This is a genomic window from Jatrophihabitans sp. (assembly GCF_035474675.1).
Classification (GTDB): Bacteria; Actinomycetota; Actinomycetes; order Mycobacteriales; family Jatrophihabitantaceae; genus Jatrophihabitans_A.
Window position 1 is genome coordinate 1 of sequence record NZ_DATINC010000040.1, and the last position, 24876, is coordinate 24876.

The 24876-nt window shown below is 72.3% G+C and carries 25 protein-coding genes; 8 read left to right on the forward strand and 17 right to left on the reverse strand.

Translation table 11 applies throughout. The annotated features are described in order from the left end of the window. Both VLJ82_RS04135 and VLJ82_RS04140 read left to right on the forward strand, forming a co-directional pair. On the forward strand, positions 1-465 hold a 465-nt coding region (locus VLJ82_RS04135), incomplete at its 5' end, for a transketolase C-terminal domain-containing protein (RefSeq protein WP_408662057.1). Positions 466-467: 2 nt separating this feature from the next. Continuing rightward, positions 468-1139 carry a GNAT family N-acetyltransferase gene (locus tag VLJ82_RS04140; RefSeq protein WP_408662058.1) on the forward strand — a complete coding sequence of 224 codons (672 nt, stop codon included), beginning with the start codon at positions 468-470 and terminating at the stop codon, positions 1137-1139. An 81-nt stretch (positions 1140-1220) separates the two neighbouring features. On the opposite strand, the gene VLJ82_RS04145 is transcribed toward VLJ82_RS04140, so the two are convergent. Further along, entirely contained in the window at positions 1221-2105 is an 885-nt protein-coding gene (locus tag VLJ82_RS04145; protein ID WP_408662059.1) for a class I SAM-dependent methyltransferase, read from the reverse strand. 53 nt (positions 2106-2158) lie between these two features. On the opposite strand from VLJ82_RS04145, the gene VLJ82_RS04150 reads away from it, so the two are divergent. Then, positions 2159-2305, forward strand: coding sequence for a hypothetical protein (locus VLJ82_RS04150; protein WP_408662060.1), 147 nt, complete (start codon positions 2159-2161; stop codon positions 2303-2305). Between the two features lie 18 nt (positions 2306-2323). Here the strand turns inward: VLJ82_RS04150 and VLJ82_RS04155 are convergent, their stop codons facing one another. Together VLJ82_RS04155 and VLJ82_RS04160 are read right to left on the reverse strand one after the other, a co-directional pair. Continuing rightward, a complete protein-coding gene (locus tag VLJ82_RS04155; protein WP_408662061.1) occupies positions 2324-2989 on the reverse strand; it encodes a hypothetical protein in 666 nt (221 codons plus the stop codon). Beyond that, positions 2986-4251 carry an MFS transporter gene (locus tag VLJ82_RS04160; protein ID WP_408662062.1) on the reverse strand — a complete coding sequence of 422 codons (1266 nt, stop codon included), beginning with the start codon at positions 4249-4251 and terminating at the stop codon, positions 2986-2988. Before VLJ82_RS04160 ends, VLJ82_RS04155 begins: the two co-directional genes overlap by 4 nt. Before the next feature lie 45 nt (positions 4252-4296). On the opposite strand from VLJ82_RS04160, the gene hisE reads away from it, so the two are divergent. Then, positions 4297-4557, forward strand: a complete 261-nt coding sequence (hisE, locus tag VLJ82_RS04165) for a phosphoribosyl-ATP diphosphatase (protein WP_408662063.1) — start codon at positions 4297-4299, stop codon at positions 4555-4557. Positions 4558-4644: 87 nt separating this feature from the next. Here the strand turns inward: hisE and VLJ82_RS04170 are convergent, their stop codons facing one another. Next, complete coding sequence (locus VLJ82_RS04170) at positions 4645-5661, reverse strand: diiron oxygenase (protein ID WP_408662064.1); 1017 nt, start codon at positions 5659-5661, stop codon at positions 4645-4647. A gap of 226 nt (positions 5662-5887) precedes the next feature. Between VLJ82_RS04170 and VLJ82_RS04175 the strand changes: the two genes are divergently transcribed. Continuing rightward, complete coding sequence (locus VLJ82_RS04175; protein ID WP_408662065.1) at positions 5888-7018, forward strand: Gfo/Idh/MocA family protein; 1131 nt, start codon at positions 5888-5890, stop codon at positions 7016-7018. Between the two features lie 31 nt (positions 7019-7049). Further along, a complete protein-coding gene (locus VLJ82_RS04180; protein ID WP_408662066.1) occupies positions 7050-7850 on the forward strand; it encodes a class I SAM-dependent methyltransferase in 801 nt (266 codons plus the stop codon). A gap of 66 nt (positions 7851-7916) precedes the next feature. Here VLJ82_RS04180 and VLJ82_RS04185 read toward each other — a convergent pair whose 3' ends face one another. Further along, complete coding sequence (locus tag VLJ82_RS04185; protein WP_408662067.1) at positions 7917-9092, reverse strand: hypothetical protein; 1176 nt, start codon at positions 9090-9092, stop codon at positions 7917-7919. 400 nt (positions 9093-9492) lie between these two features. On the opposite strand from VLJ82_RS04185, the gene asnB reads away from it, so the two are divergent. Beyond that, the gene (asnB, locus tag VLJ82_RS04190; protein WP_408662068.1) at positions 9493-11670 is read left to right on the forward strand and encodes an asparagine synthase (glutamine-hydrolyzing); all 2178 of its coding nucleotides are present in this window, start codon (positions 9493-9495) and stop codon (positions 11668-11670) included. Here the strand turns inward: asnB and VLJ82_RS04195 are convergent. Further along, complete coding sequence (locus VLJ82_RS04195) at positions 11667-12836, reverse strand: glycosyltransferase (RefSeq protein ID WP_408662069.1); 1170 nt, start codon at positions 12834-12836, stop codon at positions 11667-11669. The two genes, asnB and VLJ82_RS04195, sit on opposite strands and share 4 nt — an antisense overlap. Before the next feature lie 18 nt (positions 12837-12854). Next, on the reverse strand, positions 12855-13697 hold the full coding sequence (locus VLJ82_RS04200; protein WP_408662070.1) for a TIGR03620 family F420-dependent LLM class oxidoreductase: 843 nt from the start codon (positions 13695-13697) through the stop codon (positions 12855-12857). 210 nt (positions 13698-13907) lie between these two features. Here VLJ82_RS04200 and VLJ82_RS04205 point away from each other — a divergent pair, with 210 nt between their 5' ends. Next, positions 13908-14900 (forward strand): TIGR00730 family Rossman fold protein, encoded by a 993-nt coding sequence (locus tag VLJ82_RS04205; RefSeq protein WP_408662071.1) that lies wholly within the window; start codon positions 13908-13910, stop codon positions 14898-14900. Positions 14901-14930: 30 nt separating this feature from the next. On the opposite strand, the gene VLJ82_RS04210 is transcribed toward VLJ82_RS04205, so the two are convergent. The 10 genes from VLJ82_RS04210 to VLJ82_RS04255 form a co-directional block, all read right to left on the reverse strand. Continuing rightward, positions 14931-15905 carry a helix-turn-helix domain-containing protein gene (locus VLJ82_RS04210; protein WP_408662072.1) on the reverse strand — a complete coding sequence of 325 codons (975 nt, stop codon included), beginning with the start codon at positions 15903-15905 and terminating at the stop codon, positions 14931-14933. Further along, complete coding sequence (locus VLJ82_RS04215) at positions 15902-16204, reverse strand: PqqD family protein (RefSeq protein ID WP_408662073.1); 303 nt, start codon at positions 16202-16204, stop codon at positions 15902-15904. The genes VLJ82_RS04210 and VLJ82_RS04215 overlap by 4 nt, the downstream gene beginning before the upstream one ends. Continuing rightward, entirely contained in the window at positions 16201-16983 is a 783-nt protein-coding gene (locus tag VLJ82_RS04220; protein ID WP_408662074.1) for a hypothetical protein, read from the reverse strand. Before VLJ82_RS04220 ends, VLJ82_RS04215 begins: the two co-directional genes overlap by 4 nt. 62 nt (positions 16984-17045) lie before the next feature. Beyond that, on the reverse strand, positions 17046-18212 hold the full coding sequence (locus VLJ82_RS04225) for a phosphotransferase (RefSeq protein WP_408662075.1): 1167 nt from the start codon (positions 18210-18212) through the stop codon (positions 17046-17048). Beyond that, a complete protein-coding gene (locus tag VLJ82_RS04230) occupies positions 18209-18985 on the reverse strand; it encodes a hypothetical protein (RefSeq protein ID WP_408662076.1) in 777 nt (258 codons plus the stop codon). Before VLJ82_RS04230 ends, VLJ82_RS04225 begins: the two co-directional genes overlap by 4 nt. A 2-nt stretch (positions 18986-18987) precedes the next feature. Then, positions 18988-20424 carry a hypothetical protein gene (locus tag VLJ82_RS04235; RefSeq protein ID WP_408662077.1) on the reverse strand — a complete coding sequence of 479 codons (1437 nt, stop codon included), beginning with the start codon at positions 20422-20424 and terminating at the stop codon, positions 18988-18990. After that, entirely contained in the window at positions 20421-21851 is a 1431-nt protein-coding gene (locus tag VLJ82_RS04240; RefSeq protein WP_408662078.1) for an NDP-hexose 2,3-dehydratase family protein, read from the reverse strand. Before VLJ82_RS04240 ends, VLJ82_RS04235 begins: the two co-directional genes overlap by 4 nt. A gap of 297 nt (positions 21852-22148) precedes the next feature. Continuing rightward, positions 22149-23078 (reverse strand): CAP domain-containing protein, encoded by a 930-nt coding sequence (locus tag VLJ82_RS04245; protein WP_408662079.1) that lies wholly within the window; start codon positions 23076-23078, stop codon positions 22149-22151. Between the two features lie 115 nt (positions 23079-23193). After that, positions 23194-24156: a hypothetical protein gene (locus VLJ82_RS04250; RefSeq protein ID WP_408662080.1), complete on the reverse strand. Its 963-nt coding sequence runs from the start codon at positions 24154-24156 to the stop codon at positions 23194-23196. Further along, a partial coding sequence (locus VLJ82_RS04255) for an ABC transporter permease (RefSeq protein ID WP_408662081.1) occupies positions 24153-24876 on the reverse strand: 724 nt, incomplete at its 5' end. The genes VLJ82_RS04250 and VLJ82_RS04255, both read right to left, overlap by 4 nt.

A 24876-nucleotide genomic window follows, 5' to 3' on the forward strand; every position in this document is an offset into this window, starting at 1 on the left:
CCGGACCGCTGGGCGGACGAGCACGTGCCGATCGGGCGGGCCCGGCGCTGGCTGGTCCGGGCTTCGGGCGGCGGACCGTTGCACGCGCCGGATGCTGCGGACCTGTCGATCCTGACCTTCGGCAACGGGCTGCCGATGAGCCTGCGGGTGGCCGGCACGCTGGCCGGGCAGGGGGTGTCCACCGCGGTGCTGGACCTGCGCTGGCTGTCCCCGCTGCCGGTGTCGGACATGCTGCGCGAGGCGGCCGGCAGCGGCCAGGTGCTGGTGGTGGACGAGACCCGGCGCTCGGGCGGGGTGTCGGAGGGCATCGTCACCGCGCTGGTCGACGGCGGGTTCCGCGGCCCGATCCGGCGGGTGACCAGCGCCGACAGCTTCATCCCGCTGGGCGACGCGGCCCGGGCGGTGCTGCTGGACGAGGCGACCGTGCTGGCCGCCGCCCAGGCCCTGCTGGCGGCGACGGAGTAGCGGTGGGGCACCCGTACTGGCCGGTGTTCGACCTGCGGCTGTCGGTGGCAGACCTGGAACTGCGGCCGATGACCGAGGCCGACCTGCTGCCGCTGGCCGAGTTGCTGCCCGACGACGTGGAGCTCGACCCGGCCGCCACCCGGTACCCGGGGCTGTCCGAGGCGGCCAACCGCCGGGTGATCGGCTTCCAGCACTACTGGAAGAGCTACGGCAGCTGGCGTCCGGAGCGGTGGCGGCTGCCGTTCTGCGTGCGGGCCGGCGGGGAGCTGGTGGGCGTGCAGGAGCTGGAGGCGGAGGACTTCGCGGCGCTGCGCACCGTCTACAGCGCCTCGCACCTGATCGCTCCGGCTCGCGGCCGGGGGATCGGCCGGCAGATGCGCCGCGCGGTCCTGGCGCTGGCCTTCGGCCCGCTGGCGGCCGAGGCCGCGGTCAGCTCGGCCTGGCAGGACAACCATGCCTCGCTGGCGGTGTCCCGGGCGCTGGGCTACCGGCCGAACGGCGAGTCCCGGCACCGCCGCGACGACGGGGTGGACACCATGCGCTACCTGCGGCTGGGTCGTTCGGACTGGCTGGCCGGCACCGGCGCGGACGGGGTGCGGATCGAGGGCGTCGAGCCCTGCCTGCCGTACTTCGGACTCGACGCCGGGAGCAGTCCGGCTGAGGCCGGCGACTGACCGGCCTGGAGCGACTGTTCTAAAAAACGGTTGTCCTGGCGACCGATCCTTATGACAGTTCGGGGTCTCAGGCTGGACGTCTCAGGCGGGGCTGCTCAGGTCGGCGACCAGCACTCGTCCGGTGCGCGTCGACCGGCGCTGCCGGAGCTCGAACCCCAGCCGGCCGGCCACCTCGATCAGGTTCTCGTCGCTCTCGACGGCGAAGCCGTGCCGGGCCAGCAGCCGGCGCAGCGCGGCCGGGGTCCAGAGCGAGCGCCACGGCTCGCCCGCCATCGGGTGGGAGCCGCCCCGCTTGAGCATCGCCCACACCACGACCCGGCCGAGCATGCTGGCCACCGCCGGCTGCTGGTAGTTGACGATCAGCCGGCTGCCGGGGGCCGACAGCGCCCGGATCGCGGCGACGGTGGCCCGGACCTGGCCGCGGGTCAGGTAGGCCACCACCCCCTCCCACAGCCAGGTGGTGGGTCGGGCGGGGTCGTGCCCGGCGCCGGCCAGCGCGCTGCCCAGCTCGTCGCGGTCGAACCGCACCGGGGCGAAGCGCAGCGATCCGGCCAGCGGTGCCAGGGTCCCGATCCGGTCGAGCTTGTCGGCCTGGCTGGCCGGGTGGTCCACCTCGATCACCGTGGTGCCGGCGAGCTCGGGCAGCCGCCAGGCCCGGGAGTCCAGGCCGGCGCCCAGGATCACCAGCTGATCGGCCGCCCGCTGCCGGACGGCGTCGTCGATGGCGACGGTGCGCGGCACCATCATCTCCGCACACCCCTGCACCAGCTCGTAGGCCATCCGGTCGCGCCAGCCGGCGGGCGGCTGGCCGGCCCGGACCTGCTCGACGACCTCGCGCTCGGCCGGGCGCAGCAGCACCGGCGCGATCGGGTCGGAAAACCGGTCCACCGCCAGCCGGCCATGCGCGGCGGCGCGGCCCTGGCAGACCAGCACTGCGGTCCGGCTGGCACCGCTGGCGTCGTCCATGATCGCCATCCTCGCATCGCGAGCAGGCAGCCCGCCGGAGTAGAACTGTAGAGATGAGCGAACCGACATCGAACGAGCAGGATCCCGCCGCCGAGGACGCCGTCCGGCAGCACACCCAGACCGACACCGAGGGCGGCGACGCGTCCGAGCAGGGTGCCGACGCGCCCCGCGAGCACACCGAGGACCCCGCCGAGGGCTGACCAGCCGGCTCGCGACCGCTACCGGACGAGCCCCTGGGCCCGCAGCAGCTCGCGGATGCCGGCCAGGTTCGCGCTCGACAGCCTGCGGCTGGTGCGCTCCTGCTCGTCCTCGTCGGCCATGCCGAAGGCCCAGAACGGCGCGCCGTCCGAACCCATCACCAGCATCCGGTCCTTCTGCGCCGGCCCGCGGACCGTCAGGGTCACCGTCTGGGCGGCGGCGCGCACCGAGTGCAGCAAGGTGTGCTCGATCGTGTACGCGCTGCCCGCCGTCTCCTGCCGGATGAACCGGGGGCGCAGCACCGCCGGGTCGAGGTCCAGGGACAAGGGGGCCCAGTCGCCGTACAAGGTCTGCTCGTACCCGCCGGCCAGGATCAGGGAGGTGAAGTTGAAGCGGTGGTTGTGGGGCGTGTCAACGTAGCCGTCGTGGAAGATGTGCATGCGAAGCCGGACGCCGCTGGCCCGGTCGTGCAGCAGCACCACCTTGTCGAAGATCTCCAGCCGCTCCGACAGCGACCGCAGGTGCTCGTCGGCGAACATCTCCTCCAGCGCCCGGCCCAGCCAGGCCGGGTCGGCGACCAGCTCCCGCAGCAACGGCGGGGCCTGGGCCGCGACCTGCTCGATGTCGTCCCACCGGATCTGCCGCAGGCCGGCCAGCACCTCCGCCTCGGTCACGACGGTGGTCATCGGGCCTCCTCGGCGTCGGCGGGCTCCAGGTCCGACAGCGAGTGCAACCCGGGCACCGGACCTCGCAGCAGCAGCACCGGCCCCAGGAAGGCGCTGGCGCAGGAGAGCCAGAAGGCGGCCCTGGTGCCCAGGCCGACCGCCAGCCCGCCCGCGACCAGCGACCCGACCGGGGTGGCGCTCCAGGACACGAAGCGCACGGTGGCCATCACCCGGGCCAGCAGGTGCGGCGGGCTGGCGGTCTGGCGGTGGGTGCGGGTGATGATGCTGCCCATCACCACGCCGGCGGCGAAGCCGGCGTTGCCCACCGAGAACACCAGCGCGCCCGGCACGCCGCCGAGCAGCGGCATCAGCAGCGCCAGGGCGGCGCCGGTGAAGGTGGCGGTGAGCATCACCCGCGCGCCGCCGAACCGGCGCTCCAACCGGGGCGTGAGCCACGAGCCGATCACCGCGCCGATGCCCTCGGTGGCCATCAGCAGGCCCACCGCCGCAGGCGAGGCACCCAGGTCGCGGACCAGGTAGACCGGCGTCAGCGCCAGCAGCGCGCCGCAGGTGAAGTTGATCGCCGTCGCCCACACCACGCAGGGAAACATCACCGGATGCGAGCGCACGAACCGCCACCCGTCGCGGATCTGGCTGCCGATGCTGGCGGCCGGCACCGGCGGGGTGCGCCGTTCGGGCAGGGTACGCAGGACCGCGCCGGAGAACAGGAACGACACCGAGTCGACGAGCAACGCCGGGGCGGCACCCAGCGCCTGGACCATCAGGCCGCCCAGCGACGGGCCGCTGAGCTGGGTGACGGCGTAGGTGCCCGACACCAGGCTGTTGCGGGCGGTCAGCTGGCTCTTGTCGACGATGGCGGGCAGGAAGGTCGCGGTGGCCACGTCGAACAGCACGGTGGCCAGGCTGATGACGGCCGCGGCGAGCAGCAGGTGGGCGAAGGTCAACCGGTCCAGCCACCAGAGCACCGGCAGGCTGCCGATGGCCACTGCCCGGACCACGTCGGCGCCCACCTGCAGGCCGCGCAGCGGCAACCGCCCCACGATGACCCCGGCCGGCAGGCCGAGCGTGATCCAGCCCAGGTAGCCCATGGCGGTCAGCAGGCTGATCTGGAAGGCGGAGGCGTCGAGCAGCGTGATGGCGATCAGCGGCAGCGCCACCAGCGTGACGCCGGAGCCGACCTCGCTCACCGCCGAGGCGGTCCAGTACCGCCAGAACAGCGAGGTGCTCGACCGGGTGACCGGCGCCGTCTCGCTAGTGGTCATCGCCGGGCCTCACATCCGGAAATCGGGCGGGGATAGGCTTTCGCGGTGACCGTGGAGGAGCTGTACGCCGCCGTGCTGCAGCGGGCCCACCAGCGTCCCGAGGGCAGCGGCACCGTGCACTGGCTCGACCAGGGTCCCGACGGGCTCGGCAGGAAGCTCCTCGAAGAGGCTGCCGAGGCATGGATGGCGGCCAAGCACGAAGACCGGGACAGCGTCCGGCTGGAGCTGTCCCAGGTGCTGTACTTCGTGGTGTGCCTGATGGTGTCCCGGGGCGTGACCCTCGACGAGGTCTTCGACCTGCTCTGAGCCCGGGCAACGGCGACCTGCCTGGTGGACAACCCCGGCCCGACGCGACATGTCCGCTTGCTGCGAAAGGTCCGGTAGGACACCGGCTCACACTACCGCGCCCGGGATCAGGCCGGCGGCCTGGAACGCCTCGCGAGTACGCGGCTGGTCCAGGGCGCCCACCTCGGTGAAGTAGCGCACCGCCGAGGAGGCTGCCGCCGCGATCTCCGAGCTCACCCGCCACCGCGGCCAGGATTCCTGCACCACCTGGTCGAGCTGGTCCTTGCCGATGCCGACGCTCACCAGGTTGCGGGCCGCACGGGTGTAGTCGGGCTCCAGGAAGGCATGGACGATCTCGGGCAGGAAGGGCCCGACCGCGGCCTGCTCCGGCTCGGTCAGGGCCGGCCAGAGGTGGCGCAGGATGGCGCGGAAGTAGACGTGGTGGCGGCCCTCGTCCTCGGCGTGGTCGCGGACCAGGTCACGCACGCTGCGCGGCAGTCGGGGGTCGGCCGGAAGGTCGGACAGGATGCTGGAGATGAGCGTCTCGCTGACGACTGCGAACAGCAGCTCCTCGATGCCGCGCAGCTGCCAGGGCAGCGCCTCGTGAATCCGGTCGAGCCGGTCGACGAAGGAGGCCATCCCGCCGGCGTTGACGTGCCCGATGCCGGTCTGGCGCTCCAGTTGCTGGATGAAGTCATGGCTGAACTGGGCATGCCAGGCCTCGTCGGTGACGATCTTGAACGCGTCGGCCCGGGCCTGGGCGGGAATCGGCAGGCCCGCGCGGTTGCGGCTGATCTTGATGGCCACCGGGATGACCGCCAGCGACTCCAGCTCGGTGGTGAAGTCGAGGTAGTCGTAGAGCCGCTGGATCAGCAGCTGGCGGCGGACGTCGGGCCCGAGTTCGACGACCAGCGGATGGTCGACCACCGGGTACAGCTCGGGCGGGAAGAAGACGTCCTCGGTGCCGGCCGAGGTCAGCACCCGGCGCGGGTTGCGCCGCACGCTGGCCCGGTCGTCCCAGCGCGCCATGGCGTTCGTCCGGTCGCTGCAGGCCGTCGCGAGGGCGGTGTCGCGGGAACTCGTCCGCACCCTCACCAGTTCCTGCAGCGCGGCTTCGCGATACACCCCCTCACTGTCCTCTCCGGCGCTCGGCATGCTTGCCCCAGCACCCTAGGCGCCGGGTGCCGGGCGGAGCCATCCATTCGGCTTTTGACGAAAGTCGGTTCTCACCGGCCGGCGCCCGCCGAAGGCGTACCGGGGAGCTGCCCGGCCGACGCGGTCGCGGTGCCGGGCCCGGAGGAACTACTACGCTGCCAGAGCACGAACGACGTCGGGTTGGGGGAACACCGCAGTGACAGCACCGCTACGTCTCGGGATCATCGGCACCGGTTGGGGCAAGGTGCACGCGCAGGCGGCCCGGGACCTCGCCGGCGATGTCGAGGTCAGTGCGATCTGGTCCCGGCGCCCGGAACAGTGCGAGGCGGCGGCCGCCGAGCTCGGGTTGCCGGCCTCGGCCCGCGAAGCGGACTGGCAGGCGCTGGTCGAGCGCGACGACGTCGACGTGGTGGTGATCGCCGCTCCCGACCAGTTGCACCGCGACATCGCGGTCGCGGCGGCCGGCCGGGGCAAGCACCTGGTCTGCGAGAAGCCGTTGGCCCAGACCGCCGCCGAGGCCGAGACCATGCTCGACGCGGTCCGGGCGGCCGGTGTCCGGCACTTCACCGGCTTCCTCTGGCGCTACGCCGCCCCGGTGGCCACCGTGAAGGAGCTGCTGGAGCACGACCGGCTGGGCTCAGTGCTCGCGCTGGACATGCAGTTCCGGCTCGGGCCGCCGCGCCCCGGCCGGCAGTGGCAGCACGTGCGGTACGGCGGGGTGCTGAGCAACCTGGTGGTGCACATGGTGGATCTGGCCCGCTACCTGCAGGCGCCGGGGCAACCGGGCGGTCCCAGTACCTGGCAGGTGTGGGCGCACACCGCCGCCGAGCCGGGCTCGGCGGGGCTGTCACCCAACCAGGCGTGGCTGCACCTGCAGTGCGAGACCGGGCTCAGCGTGCGGCTGCAGGCCTCGCAGGACTGGGGAATCCGGACCGACTTCCCGTTGCGGGTAGAGGTGCACGGCAGCCGCGCCAGCGCGGTGGCCCGCGCCAATCCGCTGCGGCCGGAATCCGACCGGGTCGAGCTGGTCGAGCAGCTGTCCGGCGCCGCCGAGGAGCAGGCGCTGTGCCATCCGGGCGGCCGGCCCTCCCCGCCCGGGTCCTCGACGTCGGCGTCGGCCTACCTGCTGCCGGCCACCAGGCACCTCTACCGGGCGTTCGTGCTGCCGGCGCTGCGCCGCCCGGCGGCCGGCGACGCGCCGATCTCCGCCGACGCGTCGACCCTCTCCGACGCGCCGAGCTTCGCCGACGGCCTGCTGGCCCAGCAGATCCTCGACACCGCCCTGAGGTCGGTGCGCTCGCGCACCTGGGAGCCGATCTCGTGGTGAGCCACCCCTCGCCGAACGGAGGCAACGACCTGTGACCGAGCGCGTGACCGCCGAGATCGCCGAGTACTACGGCAACCGCTACGACGAGGGCCGCCGGATGCTGAAGGGGGTGCACGAGAAGCTGGAATGGATTCGCACCCTGGAGATCCTGGACGACCTGCTGCCGGCGAAGGCGCGGGTCCTGGACGTGGGCGGCGGCACCGGCGTGTACGCGCGTGCCCTCACCGCGGCCGGGCACCGCGTCAAGCTGCTGGACCTGGTGCCCGGGCACGTGGCCCAGGCGCTGGCCGGCGAGCCCGCCGTCGAGGCCGCGGTGGCCGACAGCCGCAGCCTGCCCGAGGCCGACGACAGCTACGACGCCACCCTGCTGCTAGGACCGCTGTACCACCTGATCTCCGAGCAGGACCGGATCACCGCGCTCACCGAGGCCGTCCGGGTCACCCGGCCGGGTGGCGTGGTCGCCGCGGCGGCGATCTCCCGCTTCCAGGGACCGCTGGACTTCGCGGCCACCGGCCGGCTGGTGGGTCCCTGGATCGAATGGTCCCGGCGGCTCATCGACGACGGCGTGCACGACGCCAGCAACGGCTGGTTCACCCACGCCTACTTCCATCGCGCCGAGGAGCTCGAGCACGAGTGCCGGGCCGCCGGCCTGCGGGACGTGGTCATCCACGGCGTCGAGGGGCCGGCCTGGACGGTGGCCGAAGCCACCCAGCACTCCGAGTCCGCCGAGACGACCTTCCAGTCCGCCCTGGAACTGGCCCGCGCCCTCAGCAGCGAACGGTCCCTGGTGGCCGCCAGCGCCCACCTGCTCGCCACCGGCACGGTCGGCTAGCGCGCCGCCCTGTGAAAGTCGCGGGAAGCCCGGCCGGTCCGCGCCGCGGGAAGTCCGGCCGGCCCGCTAGTCCTGCTCGAGCACGCTCCAGTCATTGGCGTAGAGGCGCTCGGAGGACCAGGTGGCGACCGGGTTGACGTCGTACTGCAGCCCGGACATCAGCAGCACCCGGACGCGTTCGGACACCGGCACGTTGCAGCGCTCCAGCGCATCGAAGAGCGGCTCGCCGTCGTCGACGGTGTAGGCGCCGTGACCGGACAGGTACCAGCTCGCATACAGGGCGTGCAGCCCGTCGACGCGGCCGCGCAGCTCCCGGGCGCGCAGCTGCGGGGACAGCTCGCGGTCGGCCAGCACCGCGGCGATGCCGGCCGGGACTTCGCTCTCGCAGGCCGCGATCAGCTGCCGCAGCAGCGGGTACTCCGCCCGGGCGAAGTCGCGGTAGGCCGGGCGCTGCCGGTGGTAGGGGAGCGGCGCGACGGTGGCGCAGGCCTCGGCCGTCAGGGCCCGTAGCTGCCGGGCTGGTGCGGAGTCGGCCGGGCCGGTCGCGGCCAGGTTGGCCAGGATCCGGCGCTTGAGCTGCAGGGCCGCGGCCGGCATGGTGGCCGCGGCCGGCAGCTCGGTCTCCAGCAGCGGGCGCCAGACGTCCTCGGCCAGCGGGCCGGCCGCATCCAGGATCTCCGCCAGCCCGGCGACGCCAAAGAACACCGTGCCCTGGCAGAGGGTCGCGCCGGGGTCGTCGGCGGTGTGCAGGCCGACGTGCACGGCGCTCAACCGCCCCATCGCCGAGCGCAGGTCCTCACCCGCGGGCCGGGCCGGGCTCGCGTCGCCCTTGATCGCCTGGATTCGCTCACCCAGCGAGTCGAACCCGCCCGGGTCTCCCTCCAGCACCACCAGCCCGGCCGGCCCGGACTCGAACAGCCGGTGGTGCAACCACACCTGCCGGCCCATCAGCGTCAACTCGTGCCGGTACAGGGCGTTGAAGTCGGCCGGGGTGAGCCGCCGGACCCGCAGGGCCAGCACGGACGCCGCACACCGCCTGCCGAGCTCGGCGACCAGCGCAACGGCGCTGCCGGCCTGCAGGGCGTCCGGGCGCAGCACGATGAAGGCGATCCGGGGCAGCCGGGCCAGCGCGCCCGGGGACAGCCGCCGGAGCAGGCCGTCGGCGAGCGGCCGGCCGTCGCGCAGTTCCGCGCCGTGCTCGCCCAGCGTGCGCCTGAGCCGGTCGGCGTCGAGCCCGCTCATGCGCCCCTCACTTCCCTCGACGACGTCGTCGCCGACTCTATCGGCCGCCGGATCGCCCCCGCGCGACGCGAACGTTCGGCGCAGGCCGAATAGATGGCCCGGACGGCCACGACGTGGTTAGCGTGGCCGCTGTCAGGAGTGCACCGACGTTTCCGCCCGGGCCTGTCCGGCCGGGTGGAGCGCCGGGCCTCTGGACCGTCCAGGTTCTGGGAGGTGAAAATAGATGAAGAAGTACACCAAGCCGGCTGGCACGACCGTGACGTCAGCGACGATGCTGCGCAACAACACCTGAGGTACCGGGAGCTGCCGTGCCCTCCCTCGAGGGGGAGCACGGCAGCTCCTGACTCAGTAGCCCCTACCTACCTGCCGGCAGTGGATGTCGCCAGAAACGGAGCAACCTGTGTGTGGCATCGCGGCCGTCGCCCGGCTCGACGGCGGGGTGTTGGAGCCCGTCGCCGACGCACTCCTGGACCGGATGGCCGACATCCTCGAGCACCGGGGCCCCGACGACCGGGTGACCACCCGCCAGGGGCCGGTCGGAATGGCTTTCACCCGGCTGTCCCTGGTCGATCCGCAGCACGGCGGGCAGCCGCTGGTCAGTGACGACGGCAACCTGGTGCTGATCGCCAACGGCGAGGTCTACAACCACCGCGAGCTGGCGGCCACCCTGCCGGCCGGCACCACGCTGCGCACCCAGTCCGACTGCGAGGTGCTGCTCTACCTCTACCGCGAGCACGGCCTCAAATTCCTCGACTCGGTGCGGGGGATGTTCGGGATCATCCTCTGGGACCGCAAGAACGACGTTCTGGTGCTCGCCCGGGACCGGTTCGGCATCAAGCCGCTCTACTACCACCGCAACGACCGGCGCATCGTGCTCGGCTCGGAGCTGAAGACCCTGTTCGCCGACGCCGACACGCCCCGCCGGTTCGACTGGGCCGCAGCGCTGGCCAATCCCTACCTGACCAGTGCCGCCAGCCTGCACGACCGGGCGCCCGACACCTGGTTCGAGGGGCTGGAGTCGGTGCCCGCGGCCACCATCCTGCGCATCGAGCTGAACGGCGGCGCGACGGCGAGGCACCGGTACTGGCAGTTCCCGACCGAGACCGTGCCGGACGCGCGGGCCGAGGACCTCGTCGAGTCCTACGGGCAGGTGCTGGCCTCCTCGGTCGCAGAGTGCGCCACCGCCGACACCGAGATCGGCCTGTTCCTGTCCGGTGGCATCGACTCGGCCTCGGTGCTGGCGCACGCCGTCGGCCAGCTGGACCAGCTGCACACCTTCACCGTGCTGAGCGCGAGCACCTACCTCAACGGCGACGCCGAGCACGCGCACCGGCTCGCCGAGAAGTTCGGCGTACCCAACCACCAGGTGGTCTTCGACCCGTCCCGGGTGCCCTCACCCGAGGACTGGCTGCGCCTGGTGTGGCTGTGCGAGACGCCGCTGTGCGGCCCGGAGATCTACTACAAGCACGAGTTGCACCGGTTCGCCAAGCAGGTCCGCCCGGACCTGCGCGCCATGCTGCTGGGGGCGGCCAGCGACGAGTTCAACGGCGGCTACTCCTCGGAGCTGTCCGGCGGTGCCGGCTGGGAGGTGTGCGAGGCGAACCTGCGCTCCCTGGCCCGGCAGGGGGTGCTGCGCCGGCGTCCGGAGCTGAGTGCCTGGTGGGCCCCGGCCGAGCCGTCGTTCCTCACCGACGCAGCCGTGGAGTCGGTGGCCGGCACCGAGCTTGCCGACCCGTACCTGAGCTATCTCGACTGGGAGTACCGCAAGATCCAGCAGTACAACGTCTGGCACGAGGACCGGACGGCCGCCGGCAGCGGGATCGAGGCCCGGGTGCCGTTCCTGGACCACCGGCTGGTGGAGATCTCGGCGACGGTCCCGCGGCACCTGCGGCCCCGGCTGCTGTGGGACAAGACCATCCTGCGCGAGGCGATGAGCGGCGTGCTGCCCGAGGCCAGCGTGCAGCGTCCGAAGGGGCCCTTCTTCTACGGGCCCGGAACCCGGCACACCTACCAGGTGTTCGTCCGGATGCTGCTGCAGCAGGACGGCGCCCTGATCGAGCAGGCGCTGGCCGGTGCGGAGTCGGCGAGATTCCTCGACGGCGACGCCCTGCGGCAGGAGCTGGTCCGGTTCGCCGAGCGGCCGACCGACTCGCCCCGGCTGGAACTGGCGCTGCGGGTGGTCAACATGGGGCTGCTCTCACAGCTGGTGGAGCAGGCCGACACGATGTCGGTCACCCCGGACGCCGGCCCGCCGATCGAGTGGGCGAGGGCCTGGGAGCGGCCGGGCATCGAGCAGGCCGTGGGCCTCGGCCCGGCGTGGGATCTGGACTCGGTTCCCCGGCTGGCGCCCGAGGTGCTGCTGCTGGCCCGGCCGGGCAGCCCGGAGTGGTTCGTGGCCGTCGACGGCAGCATCGAGTACGTCCTGGACGAGAGCGAGCCGCCGGCCTTGGAGCTGCTCCGGGCGATCGACGGGGTACGCAGCCTGCGGGAGATCCTGGACCAGCTGGAGTGCACCGTCGCCGACGTCAGCGACACCCTGGCCGAGCTTGCCGAGCAGAACCTGCTGGCCTTCGGCTAGTCCGGCCGGCCCACCAGCTCCTCCAGCCGGACCACCACATCCTCGACCCCGGGCAGGGTGGCCATCTGCTCGCCCATCCGGGCTGCCCGTTGCCCGAAGGCGGGGTCGGCCAGCACCCGGCGGGCGGCCACCCGGATCGCGTCCGGGCTGCGCTCCTCCTCGGCAACCGTGATGCCCAGGCCCGCCGCCTGGCACCGGGCGGCGTTCCACGGATGGTCGAAGGCGAACGGCACCAGCACCAGTGCCACGCCGTAGCTCAGCGCGCCCAGGATGGTGGCCGGGCCGGCGTGGCAGACCACCAGGTCGCAGTGCGGCAGCACCGAGCCGTTGGGAATCCACTGCGCGACATGGACATTCCCCGGCTGGGGACCCAGCTCGGCGACGTCGGTGCCGCGTCCCACCGTGACGATGAGGTTCACCGGCTCGTCGCGCAGGCCGGCCACCATCGCCGTCAGCACCTCGGGATTGCGGGCGAAGGTGTTGCCGCTGGTGGCATAGACGGTGGGCCGGTCCGGGTCGAAGCCCGGCCAGTCCGGCTGCCAGCCCTGCTGCGGAGGGTCGAACATCAGGGGCCTGATCGCCATCGCCGAGGGCGGCACCGAACCGCCGTACAGCTCGGCGGGCATCGGCAGCAGCACCAGGTGCCGCTCGGGCATCAGCCCGTCCGGGTCGGGTGGCAGGCCGAGCTCAGCGCGCCGCTCGTCCAGCGCCGCCGAACCGCCGGAACCGGCCGGCGGGCGCATGCCGGTCACCTTGAGCTGGACGTGCGGAATGCCGAGTGCCTCCGCGGCCAGGCACCCGCCGAACTCGGTGTCGTCCCGGATGACCAGGTCCGGCCGCCAGTCCTCCGCCAGCTCGAGGATGTCGGCGGCCATCCGTCGGGCACACACCCCGGCGAGCAGGCGGTCGAAGTAGGCCGCCGAACGCTGCCCGGACGGCAACCCCGCCACCCCGAGAGCCTTCTGCAGCTCGACGAACTCGGTCGGCTCGCCGGCCGCGAAGGTGCGGAAGCCGAGCTCGGTGGCCTGCCCGGTCATCGGCTGCGGCAGCCCGAAGGCCACCTCGTGCCCGGCCCCGATCAGGGCCCGGGCGAGCGGCACGCTCTGCTGGAAGCACGAGTTGCCCTCGCCGGCCCGCCAGTAGTTCGTGGTCAGCAGTACTCGCATGAGGTGTCCGGCCCCGGCCTAGAGCCCCAGCAGGGGCGCCAGCCGGCGGAATCCGTCGAGCGGGTCGGTGCCGCGCGGGACCAGCACCTGCACCGCGAGATGGTCCGCCCCCGCCTCGAGGTGCTCGCGAAGCCGCGCCACGATGCGCTCGGACGGGCCGTAGGCGACCAGGTCGTCGATCAGCCGGTCGCTGCCCTCGCCGGCCAGGTCGTCGTCGGTGTAGCCCTGCCGGCGCAGGCTGTTGGCGTAGTTGGCCAGCGACAGGTACGGATGTACCACCGAGTCCCGGCCCAGCGCCCGCGCCACCTCGGCGTCCTCGGTGAGCACCACCTTGTGCTCGGGAGCCAGCAGCGCCTCGGTCCCCAGAATCTCGCGGGCCTGCCGGGTGTGCCGCGGGGTGGTCAGGTACGGGTGGGCGCCGTGCGAGCGCTCGGCCGACATAGCCAGCACCCGCGGCCCCAGGGCGCCGATCACGGTGGCGGTGCGCGGCACCCCGCCGGCCTCCAGCTCGTCCAGGTAGTCGAGCAACGCCTGGTACGGCTTGGCGTAGCGGGCTCCGTCGGTCTCGTGGTGACCCACCCCGATGCCGAGCAGCAGGCGGCCCGGTGTCGCCTCCTCGATCCGCCGCCAGGCAGCGGCGATGTCGGCCGCGTCGTCCTTCCAGATATTGATGATTCCGGTGGCCAGCACCAGCCGGATGGTGGCCCGCAGCGCGCGCTCGAGCAACCCGAGGTCACCGCCGGGGTTGCCGCCGACCCACAGCGTGCCGTAGCCGGCTTCCTCGACGCCGGCGGCCAGTTCCTCGGTCGCCAGTCGGGGCGGGGTCACGAACGCGCCGTACGATCCCAGCTGCAAGGGCATATTCTCGTCCTCCGATGGGTCGGACGGGATCTGATCCGGTCCGACCGGATCTCATCCGTCCGTTGGCAGTTGGCCGTTGCAGCCACCCTATACCGGCCCGCTGGCAGCGCGGTCGGGCACTGGGTGGGCCGCCACCGAGGCCGGTCGCCGGCATCGGCGCAGCGGTAGGCTCGCCGGTATGTCGCTGCGCCGGACGAGGGTTTCCCCTTCGTGAACGAGCCTTCCGGCCACGAATTCTCCGGTCCCGGCGCGGAATTCGTCCGGTCCGGTAGCGACGCCCTGCGCCGATTGGCCGGGCTGCCCAACGCGACCGACGACCTCGAGCTGGCGGCGACCGCGGTGGCCGAGATCGAGCAGGCGGCACGGGTGTTCGGCGGCACCGCCGACCACCGCCGGGTCGGTTTCTTCGGCTCGTCCCGAGTGCCGGCCGGCGACCCGCTGTACGAGCAGGCCCGGCTGCTCGGCGAGCTGATCGCCGCCGCCGGCTGGCAGGTGATCACCGGTGCCGGGCCGGGCCTGATGGCGGCGGCGAATGCCGGCGCGGGCATCGAGGGCGGCTACGGGGTGAACATCGCGCTGCGCTCGGCGGCGAAGGCGAACGAGTTCGTCGGCGCGGAACGCCACGTCGTCCACAAGTACTTCTTCCTGCGCAAGCTGACCCTGGTGCGGGCCTCGGCCGGGTTCGTGGTGATGCCGGGCGGCTTCGGCACGGCCGACGAGGCCTTCGAGCTGCTGACGCTGGCGCAGATGGGCAAGATGCCACCGGCCCCGATCGTGCTGCTCGACCAGCCCGGCGGCTGCTACTGGACGCGGTTCGTCGACTTCGTCGAGCACACCATGCTCGATACCGGCTACCTGCGCCCGGACAGCCTGGCGCTGTTCCGGGTGACCGACTCCGCGCCGGCCGCGGTGGCCGAGCTGGTGGGCTTCTATGCCAACTACCAGTGCCTGCACTGGACGGGGGAGCGGCGGCTGGTCCTGCACCTGCACCACCAACCTCCGCCGGCCGCGCTGGCCGATCTCGCCACCCGGTTCGCGGATTTCGCCGGCGAGGGGATCACCCCGGGCTCGGAGCAGCCGACCGACTGCGACGTCCCCGGTGCCGCGGCCGTGTCGCTGCTGGTCACCGCGAAGCGGTATGGCCGGCTGCGGCAGCTGATCGACGAGCTGAACGCGGCACGCTGGCTGACCGGGGCCGACTGAGCCGGCGTCCTGGCGCTGCTCGGCGAGGCGTCAGAACTGCTCGTCGTTCAGCTGCTCGATCAGGATCAACCCGCCCTTGTCCAGCTCGTACAGCACCCTCGACCCCACCCGGTGCCGGCACACGATGCCCGCGGCGACCAGGGTGGACAGGTGCTGGGAGACGGTGCTGGGCGCCAGCCCGGTGGCCCTGGCCAGCGCTGTGGTGGTGGCGGGGGCGACCAGCGACCGCACCACCGCCGCCCGGCTCCGCCCGATCAGGGTGGCCATCCGGTCGGCCTCGGGGCTGACCGCCGGTTCGGCAGCGCTGTCCTCCAGGACACCCGCACCCCGGGCCTGGTAGGAGACGCCGGCCGCGCCCGGCGCCGAGGAGAAGATCCGGGTGCCGGCTCCGAAGATCACCGGTACCAGCACGAAGGTGGTTCCGGTCAGCGAGTAGGCGCTGTCGGTCTGGTACGGAGCCGACAGCTGGGGCGGCTGCCAGATCACCCGGCCGCCCAGCTCCGCCAGCATCGCCGACGGCCCGTCGGTGGCCAGGGTGCGGCCCCGGACCAGGATCTCCTCCTCCAGCGCGCTGCTGATTCCCGCCCAGTACGGGGCGACGGCCGCCTCCCAGTACTCCTCGAGCCGGTCGGCGAACTGTGCCACGGCTGCCGGGCCGGCGGCGAAGCGCTGGCTGACGGCGGCGGGCTGCGACTCGTCGGCGGTGGCGGCCGCCGAGCGCAGCACGGCGAGCTCGTCGGCCATGGCGGGGCGCGGCGTCTCCGGCAGCGGTGTCAGGAAGGCAGGCAGCCGATGGGCGCGCAGCGTCGGCAGCCAGTCCTGGAGTTCCTGCCGCATGCCTTCCGGCATCCTCCGGCGGGCTCGGCGCGCCCACTCCCGGTAGGGCGCCGGCACGTCGCCGGGAAAGCGGACCAGCAACGCCAGGCTGGACAGCGACTCCCACAGCGGGCTGGTGGCGACCCGGGTCCGGTGCAGGGTCGCGTCGTCCAGGCGAATCCTGATCAAGGGCCGGACGTCCTTACCTCGGCCAGCGAGTTCTCCAGCAGGTAGCCGAGGAACTCGCCGGTGTCGGTCAGGGCTTCCTGCTCGCTCAGCTCGTAGGTCTCGGCCAGCACGGCGGCCAGCATGCCGACGGTCCGCCTGCCGTCCATGTGCTCGTAGAGCAGCGCTCCGGACTCGGACAGCTGCACCACCGTCTCGCCGAAGGCGAGCACCAGGCTGCCGTCCATCCGCCGGATTCGGGTGTCCAGCCGGCGGGCGGGGACGTCGTCGGGAGCGAGCGGTGCCGGCGTGCCCACCCTCACACCTCGATCTTCATCGAGATGTCCTGGCAGAGCGTCAGCACCTCGTTGATCCAGCGCGCCGGGTCGGCCGGGTCGTAGGTCTGCATGGTCTCCACCGCCCAGTACTCGGCGAAGGAGATGTGCAGCGGCTGCGCGGCCCGGACCCGGTAGGGAAGCCACTTCTGCACCGCGCTGCCGTACTCGCCCTTCGCCTCGAGCAGGGCGTCGATGGCGTGGTGGAACGCCTGCCGGGCGGCCAGCGTGGCGCCTTCGGCGCTGCCGGACTCGAGCTGGCCGAGGGCGTCCTCGACACATCCGTCGGCGAAGCCCAGCGACCTGGCGACCAGGAAGGACCGGAAGGCGCTGTCGTGCAACTCCGCTTTCCGCTGGCGGATCCAGTCCTCCCCCTCGAGGGCGACCGCGCTCGACAGCCGGGACAGGAAGGTCTCCTCGCGGGCGGTGAGGGCGTCGCCGGCCATCAGGTCACTGCGGAAGGCCTCCCAGGACACCTTCTCGATCAGCTGCCCGACCTGGGTGTCGAGCCAGTAGCTGATCTCCCAGCGCCGCGATCCCACGTAGAAGGACTCGGTGCCGACCGTGCTGGGCTCCAGCGGAACGGTGAACGACCGGGTGCCCTCCGACGACCAGGGCCGGTCGGTGACGAGGTAGACGTCGAAGTCGCTGCGGGCGTCGTGCCAGCCGCGTGCCGAGGAACCGGCCAGCATCGCCGCTTTCATGCCCTCGGGCAGCACTCCCTTGCCGCGCAGGTTGTCCTTCCACGCTGAGAGTTCGGGATCCATGGGGTGTTCTCCTCAGCTCGGCCGGTCGGTGCGTCGAAGGCGGGCACGGTGTCGGGGTCGGGTCATGGCCGGTACGGGGTGGTCCGGCGTGGCCAGAACTCGTCGATGGTGCGCAGCTGCGCGCGGGCTCGCAGCAACCGGCGGCGCGCTTCTGCCGTCCGGTCCTCGGCGGTCTCGGCTGCCATCAGCGGCGCGTGGCAGAGGAAGGCGGCCACCACCACTCCGGTGGAGACGACGCCGGCGCGCAGCAGGTCGGGCAGGGTGAGCTCCTCCTCGCGGCTCAGGGGCGCGGAGTGGCGCAGGGCCGCCTCGCGGTAGCGGGCCAGGTAGCCCGCTATGGCGTCCGGACCGGCAGTGGCGCTGACATCCAGGTAGTGCTGGGCGAACCGTCCGCACACGTCCACCAGCCGCGGCGCGAGCTGGACGAAGTCCCAGTCGAACAGGCCGGCGAACTCCTCGCCGGAGAAGACCATGTTCTTGTGGCGGTAGTCGCCGTGGATGATCTGGCGGTCGAGCGCGCGGTAGGCCTCGCCGCGCAGCACCTCCGCGAGGTGGCCGAGAAGGTCGTCGAGCTCGGCCCGGTAGCCCGGTGCGAGCTGCTCGACGGCGGGCGTGCAGTAGGCCGCGAGCTCGCTGACATCCTCGCAGTACAGCAACGGCCCGGGATCCACTGCCGAGTCCGGGCCGGCACCCGGTGCCAGCGCCGGCGGTGCCCCGGCACCGCGCAGCTGGCCGGCCAGCGAGTGGAACCAGGCCAGCCCGTCGACGGCCGACGTGCGCTGCGCCTCGGTCAGGCGGGCCATGCCGCCGCGGAAGCACTCGCCCGGCAGGAAGGTGTGTGCGGTGAACATCCTGCCGTGCAGTGCCAGCGCCGCCGCGCCGTCGTCGGTGCGCAGGATCCGGTCGTTGGGAAAACCCTGCTCGTGCAGGGCATCCAGCAGCTGCGCCGTCCACTCCAGGCGCTCTGCGCCTACCTCGGGCACGTGGCGCTTGACCACGAACCCGCCGCGGTCGGTGTGCAGCAGCCAGACCGCGTTGAGGAAGGCGTAGCCGTTCGGCTGCACCGAGACGTACTGGCCGAGGTGCCGGTGCGCGGCCAGGAACTCCCGCATCAGGAGCTCGTGCTCGTCGCCGGCTGGCCGGCCCTGCGCCGGATCGGGAGCCGCCGGATCGGGAGCCGGCGGCGGCGAAGCGGCCAGCGCCGGTGCGGCGGCCGGTCCTACCGTCATGGCGCGATGTCCCCGACCAGGTCTCGCAGCTTGGCGGCGTTCGACATCATCGAGCGCCCGTCGATGCTTTCCACCTGCAGGATCGGCGGCAGCTGCGGGTAGAGGTCCGGACGGCCGAGCAGGTCGACCACCTGCTCGCGCACCCACCGGTCGTAGCCCAGCGGGTAGACCCGGCCGCTGATCAGCAGGGCCTGCAGGTACTCCCGGAACGCCTTGTACAGCCGGTCGAATGCCTGGAAGTGCTGGGACCGGTCCAGGTAGAACGGCACGCAGTCGATGTCGGCCACGCAGGCCTTGCGGGCCATCGCCAGCCGGTCGGCGCGCAGCTGCTCGTCGTAGTAGGGCAGCCAGGTGCCCAGCAGCTCGTCCAGGTACGGGCCCACCGTGCCGACCGGCGCGGAGTAGGCCAGGAAGTTGCCCAGCTGGAACTCGAAGTCGTCCGGCCCGCCGTTGTCGTCCCACACGGTCGGTTCGAACGCCCCGTCGAAGAACTCCAGGTGCATCGCGGCGAACTGGTTGGAGGCGCACAGCTCGAGGATCGCCGGGTTGTCGGCCCGAAAGCTCTCCCAGTCCTGGCGCAACTTCTGCTGGTCCTCGGCGGTGCTGTCCGGAGTGGCCAGCACGGCCATGTCCAGGTCGCTCGCCGGCACGGCGGTGCCCCGGGCGCACGAGCGCACCACCAGGACGCTGTCCACGGCAGGTTGCGGTGCGAAGAAGTCCAGCACGTTCTGGCAGGCCCGTTCGTGCAGCGGTGTCGGGAGGTGCAGTGCCATGCTCAGTCGTCATCCTGTCCGGTCGTCGGGTGGCGGTTTTCCGCGGGGGCGGACCGCCCTCGGTCGGTCGGGTCGTCGGGCTCTATGGTGCCCTGCTGCCCATCCGGTGCCGGGTACCGGCCCGGCAGCACCAGGGGGCCGCGTGCGGAGGTCAGCACGGTGACCGCGCCGCGCGGGCCGGCGGCAGCGGGCTGCCGGTCCTCGGCACCCGGTGCGGCCGGCGGCCAGCCCAGCTTCTCGCGCAGGGCTCCGACCTGGACGGCCAACGCCTGCTCGGTCCACCCGCAGACGGGCAGCTCGAGCAACCGCACCGAGCTGCCGAGCTCGCCGGTGAAGGCCTGCCTGGCGGCCTGCAGGGCGCGGCTCGACGGCCGGGGCAGGTCGAGCCAGTTGGGGTGCTGCGGATCGTGCGGGGTCAGCAGGTTGGGCTCGATCAGGCCCAGGCCGCGCTCGGCGGAGACCTCGCTGACCTCGGTCGAGGGCTGCCCGACCGCGGTGCCCAGGAACAGCACCGTGGTCAGCGTGGCGACCGGCCGGACCGGCACCGCCAGCAGGCCGGGAATGTCGGCGGGGTGGATGTGCAGCTTGCGGCTGCCGGCCTCGCGCTCGGGCGGGCCGGCGTGCCGGGCGGCGTCGGCAACCGCGCGCAGGCCGGCGAAGATCCCCGCGGTCGCCGGGTTCAGGCGCAGTGCGGTGGGCCAGCCGGCAACCAGCCAGCCGGACGGGTCGGGCTCCGGCCAGAGGAAGACCCGGTCACCGGCGAGGTAGTCGGCGCCGCCGTGCAGCAGCAGCGCGGTCAGCAGCGTCGACTTGCCGGCCCGCTTGTCGCCGACCACCAGCAGGGCCTGGTCCCGGCAGCCGACCGCCGAGGCGTGCACGACCAGTCCGCCCTGGAACTCCAACTGCAGGCGTATCAGGTGCCGGATGATCTCGTGCGCGATGCCGGTGAGCGCGGCTTCCCGGTGCGGGTAGAGCGAACCGGCCCGGTACTGCCCGGCGATCGTGATCCGGCGGCGGGCGACGTCGGCGACGATCAGGCAGTCCCCGCCGGCGGCGGTGAAGGTGCCCGGATGCCGCACGGAGCGGGTTCCCACCACCTTGTCGGCGCCGAAGTCGTGCAGCACGACCGGTTCTGCGCCGATGCCCTCGGCCAGCGGGTCGGGGGTGTCGAGGATGCCCACCGTCCAGTCCGGCTGCGGCCCGGAGCTGCCCGCGGTGACCGGGAAGTGGCCGCCGAGGTAGCCGGCGAGCTCGTCGATCACCCGCTGGTTGTTGCTGCGGACGGTCACCCGGACCGAGGAGAGGGCGAAGGTACAGGCCGGGCCCGAGGGAGCCAGGCCGTCCCACCAGGCTGACGTCGGCAGGGGATCCGGTGTCGTCGGCGCGGTGCGACCGGCGACGTCGCCCAGCTCGGTGGGATGTCCCGACCGGGCCGTCATGCGCTGAGGAGGGTCGGCGAGACCAGGCTGGTGAGGCAGGCCAGCAGGCTGCGGGCCTCGATGTTGACGTAGCCGGTGAGTGCGGTGAGCGACTTGAGCTGTGCGGCGGTGATCCACCGGTAGCCGAGCGGCTCGGCGTCCGGCAGGTCCTGGGCCTGGATGATCCGGTAGTGGTTCTGCTCGCGGTAGAACCGGCCGCCTTCCTCCGACAGCACGGCGTCGTAGAGGACCTGGTCCTCACCAGCGTCGATCGCCCGGTGCAGGAAGCGCTCGGCGTCGGCGTGCCGGCCCACCGAGGCGGCCGGCCGGCACTGCACCGTCGGGCCGATCTCGACCCCGAAGGCCAGCCCGGCCTCGCACCTGGCTTCGACGAGCACGTGCAACGTGCCGTTGATCTCCTTGACCAGAAAGGCGATGAGGCCGGAACTGGCGGCCTCGATCATCGGCTGGGACCAGGCCGCGACCTCCCGGCCCGAGATGGAGACCCGGGTGCCGATCACCCGGAAGTACCTGCCCGAGGTGTGTTCGATCGCGTCCGTCCCGACCTGCCAGCCCTCGATGTCGCGCATCGGGCACAGCCGGGCCTGCAGGCAGTGCCGCTGTCGCTCGTGCGCCAGCCAGCTCAGGATCTCTCCCGACGAATGCACCGAAGCGTACGGATCGACGAGGCTGCGGGCGGTCGGCCCGCTCACCCGCCCGAGGCCGTCAGCCGTCCCGGAGACACCCCGGTCGGCGGCGTGCGGAAGTGTCACCGGCAGGCAGGACAGCACCGACCGGGCGTCCATGTTCACCACGTCGTCCTGCTGCAACAGCGCCCAGACGGCGCCGAGGGAGATCCAGCGGTAGCCGTCCTCGGCCTCGACGTCGCCGGCGACCTCCACCACCATGTTGCGATTGTGCTTGCGCAGGAACCGGGATCCCTGCTCGGACTGCAGCACGTCGACCTGGACGCCGGCCACCGGCGGCCAGAAGTTGCTCAGGTAGCGGGTCGCCGAGCCGCCGTGGGCGCGCATGAAATTGCTCCGGGTGGCCTGCACGGTGGGGGCCAGCTGGACGAGGTTCGCCTGGCCGGGCTCGGCCTTGGCCTGGAACAGGCCTTCCACTACACCGCCGTTGCGGCGGACCAGCAAGCCCAGCAGGCCGATCTCGGGCTGGTTGATGATCGGTTGGGTCCACTGGTTCGGGGAGGAATCGTGGCGAATCACGGCGATTCCCTCGATCGAGAAGAATGCGCCGTCAGGCCGGGCAAGGTTTCCGGACCGCTCGTCGAACTGCCAGCCGTCGATGTCTGCCAGCGCGACCCGTTCCACCTGGAATCTCAGGTGCGCGCGCTGGGTGTCGAGCCAGTCCAACACGTCGCGGGCTTCGTGGGCCACCTCGTCCGCGCCCGCCAGGACGACAGTAGGGCCTGCGCTGCCACCGCTCATCGGCACCTCTTTCCTCGACGATCCGTTGTCGTAGGATCAACGGAACGCCTAGGAATTCAACACGTGTTTTGCGATATTTGCCAGGGTATGCACACAGTGGCAGCCCGCGCGAAGCTTGTCCTGAGCGGCTGGCGCGTGCGGGAATGTGCAAGCCCGGCAGGGTAAAACTCCGGTAGGGCGTCACGGGCCGGGCTGGATCGCCGGGCTGGATCGCCGTGCTGCCAAGGAAATGGGCGGCCCTCGGGTGCCGGGGCAAGCCTGACCGGCGGCTTGGAGGATGCTGGCGGGTGCTGCCGGTCAGGTGCGAACGGTGCGGCAGCCGAGCTTCGGGTTGCCGGTGCCCAGGCCCACGTTGATGGCGTAGGTGCACACCGAGTGCACGCCGGCCGGCAGCGTCACGGTGATGTCGAAGCCGGAGTACCGGCCGGCCGACTTGGCCAGCGCGACGTCCGGGCGCAGTGCCGGCTCCTTGAACCAGCCGAGCGGCCGGCCGTCGTAGTAGACGGCGATGGCCAGCGACAGCAGCCGGTTGTCCGGGTCAACCGCCCAGCCGCGCAGCCGTACCTGGTGGTTGGTGAGCGCCACCGCGCTGTCGAAGTAGCCGCTGGGGTTGTGCCCGGCCAGCGAACCGACCGGTCCCTGCACGTCGGCGAAGTCCTCGGTGAGCCAGAGCTTGCCGGTGCGCGCGTCGATCAGCACGTCGATGCCGACGTAACGCACCGAAGTGGACAGGATGTTGCGCCGGTGGCCGTCGTTCGGCGGCTTCTCGCCGTACATGGCGGCCTGCAGGCCGTTCGCCCCGGCGGTGCTGCGGTCGGTGGTCCAGCCGACGTTCTCGGCGGCTGAGTGCCAGGCCACGCCCGCCTGGCTGATCCGGGTGGTGAACACCGGCTCGCCGGGCAGCTGGTGGGACAGCTGGTTGGCCGCGGCCATGGCCAGGTTGTGCCGGCGGGCGCTGCTGGTCAGCGCGACGCTCGCCCCGAGGGCCGGCAGGTGGTTGGCGGCCCGTTCGGCGTTGAGCATCCGCAGCACGCTGGTCGCCGCGGCGGTTTCGGCGGTGGTGGCGGCCGATGCCGCAACCGGGCGGACCAGCAGGGTTGCCAGGCAGGCCAGCGCGGCGGCCAGGGCGAGTCCAGCCGGCGCCAGCCGGCGGGACGGGCGGGCAGGCCGGACTGGCCGGGCTGGCCGGGCTGGGCTGGTGAGGGCAACCACCTGCGAGCAGGACATCGACGTTCCCATCTGCAGCTCGCCGGCACCGCACCGGCGGCGATAGGAGCCCTATCGGCAGCGGGCGGCCGCACCTGACCCGTACCCGGCCGCACCCGACCCGTGCCGGGCAGGTTCAGCCGCTGGCCTGGTCGTACCACCGCAGCACTCGCAGCGCCCGGAGGGTGTGCCACCGGCTGGGCGTGCCGGTGCGGTCTTCCAGGGCGAAGTGCACGGCACCGGGATGGGTGTGCTCCACCGGCCAGCTGCCGTCCGGCTGCTGCCTGGCACGCAGCAGCGCGACCGCCTCGGCCAGCCGCTCGTCGGGGCGGTCCGCCTCCCGGAAGTAGTCCAGCGCCCGCAGCACGTCGTAGTGCCACTGCGGCGGGAACGCGAACGTCAGGTACTCGGGCTTCACCGGCTCGCCGGTGCTGCTGCGCCGGAACAGCGACCGTTCCAGCAGGTACTCCTCGCCCCGGCGCCGGGCCGCCGCCGACTCCGGGGTGCCGCCGGTGGCCCGCTGGTGGGTCAGCAGGCCCTCCAGCACGTTGATCGTCGAGTCGAACGACGAGCGCGTCGAGCCGGTCTCGGCCCAGCAGTTCCACCCGCCGTCGTCGAGCTGGTCGTCGAGCAGCCTGCGCACGATTACCTCGACGTCCTCGCCGAAATACGCGCCGAGCGCGACGGTGCGGCCGTTGATGCACGGCTCCACCTCGCCGTCGAAGAACGGCAGGTCGTCGTACTCCCAGCGGCAGTTCTGCCGGACCAGGGCGACGGTCTCCCGCGCCTGCGGGGAATCCGGGTCGAGGCCGAGCAGCCGCAGCAGGTCCAGCGTCGGCAGCGTCGCCGTCCACGGCTGGTGCTCGTTCTCCCGGGACCAGTCGGTGGCCGGGAAGCACGCGCCGCCGGCCCACCTGCCGTCCGGGTCCCGGGCAGCGAGCAGCTGCGCGCCCCAGCCCTCGACCGTCACCCGGGCCCGCTCGGCTGCCACCACCTCCGGCGGGGCGTCGGTCAGGTCCCGCAGCGCCTGCCAGCGCACCGAGGGGTCGGACTCGAGCAGCCAGTCGAGCACCGCTCCGGCTAGTCCGGGAGGGTTCACCGGCTGGCAGCCTTCTTGTACTGGCGCACCGACAGCGGGATGAAGACCAGCAGCAGCAACAGCACCCAGCCGAGGGTGTAGAGCACCGGATGGCGCAGCGACCAGTAGTCGGGCACCGGCACGCTCTCGGGGATGTTGCCGAACAGTTGCCGGGCAGCCTGGGTCACCGACGACACCGGGTTCCAGTTGGCGACGAACTTCAGCGGCCCGGGAAAGTTGTTGGTCGGCACGAAGGTGTTGGCGATGAAGGTGAGCGGGAAGATCACCACGAACGAGGCGTTGTTCACCACCTCGACGCTGGGCACGATGAGCCCGACCCAGGCCATGATCCAGGAGATCGCGTAGGCGAACACCAGCAGCAGCAGGAAGCCGCCGATGGCCTCACCCACCGAGCTTCGGATCCGCCAGCCGACCAGCAGCCCGGTCAGCGACATCACCGCGATGATCAGGATGTTGTTGGCCACATCGCTGCCGGTACGCCCGATCAGCACCGCCGAGCGCGACATGGGCAACGACCGGAAGCGGTCGATGATCCCCTTCTTTATGTCATCGGCCATGCCGGCGCCGGTGAGGGTGGCGCCGAAGATCACCGTCTGGGCGAAGATGCCGGGGATCAGGAACTCGCGGTAGTTCATCCCCTGCACCCGGATCGCGCTGCCGAAGACGTAGGCGAACAGCAGGATGAACATGATCGGGGAGATCGTGGAGAACACCAGCAGG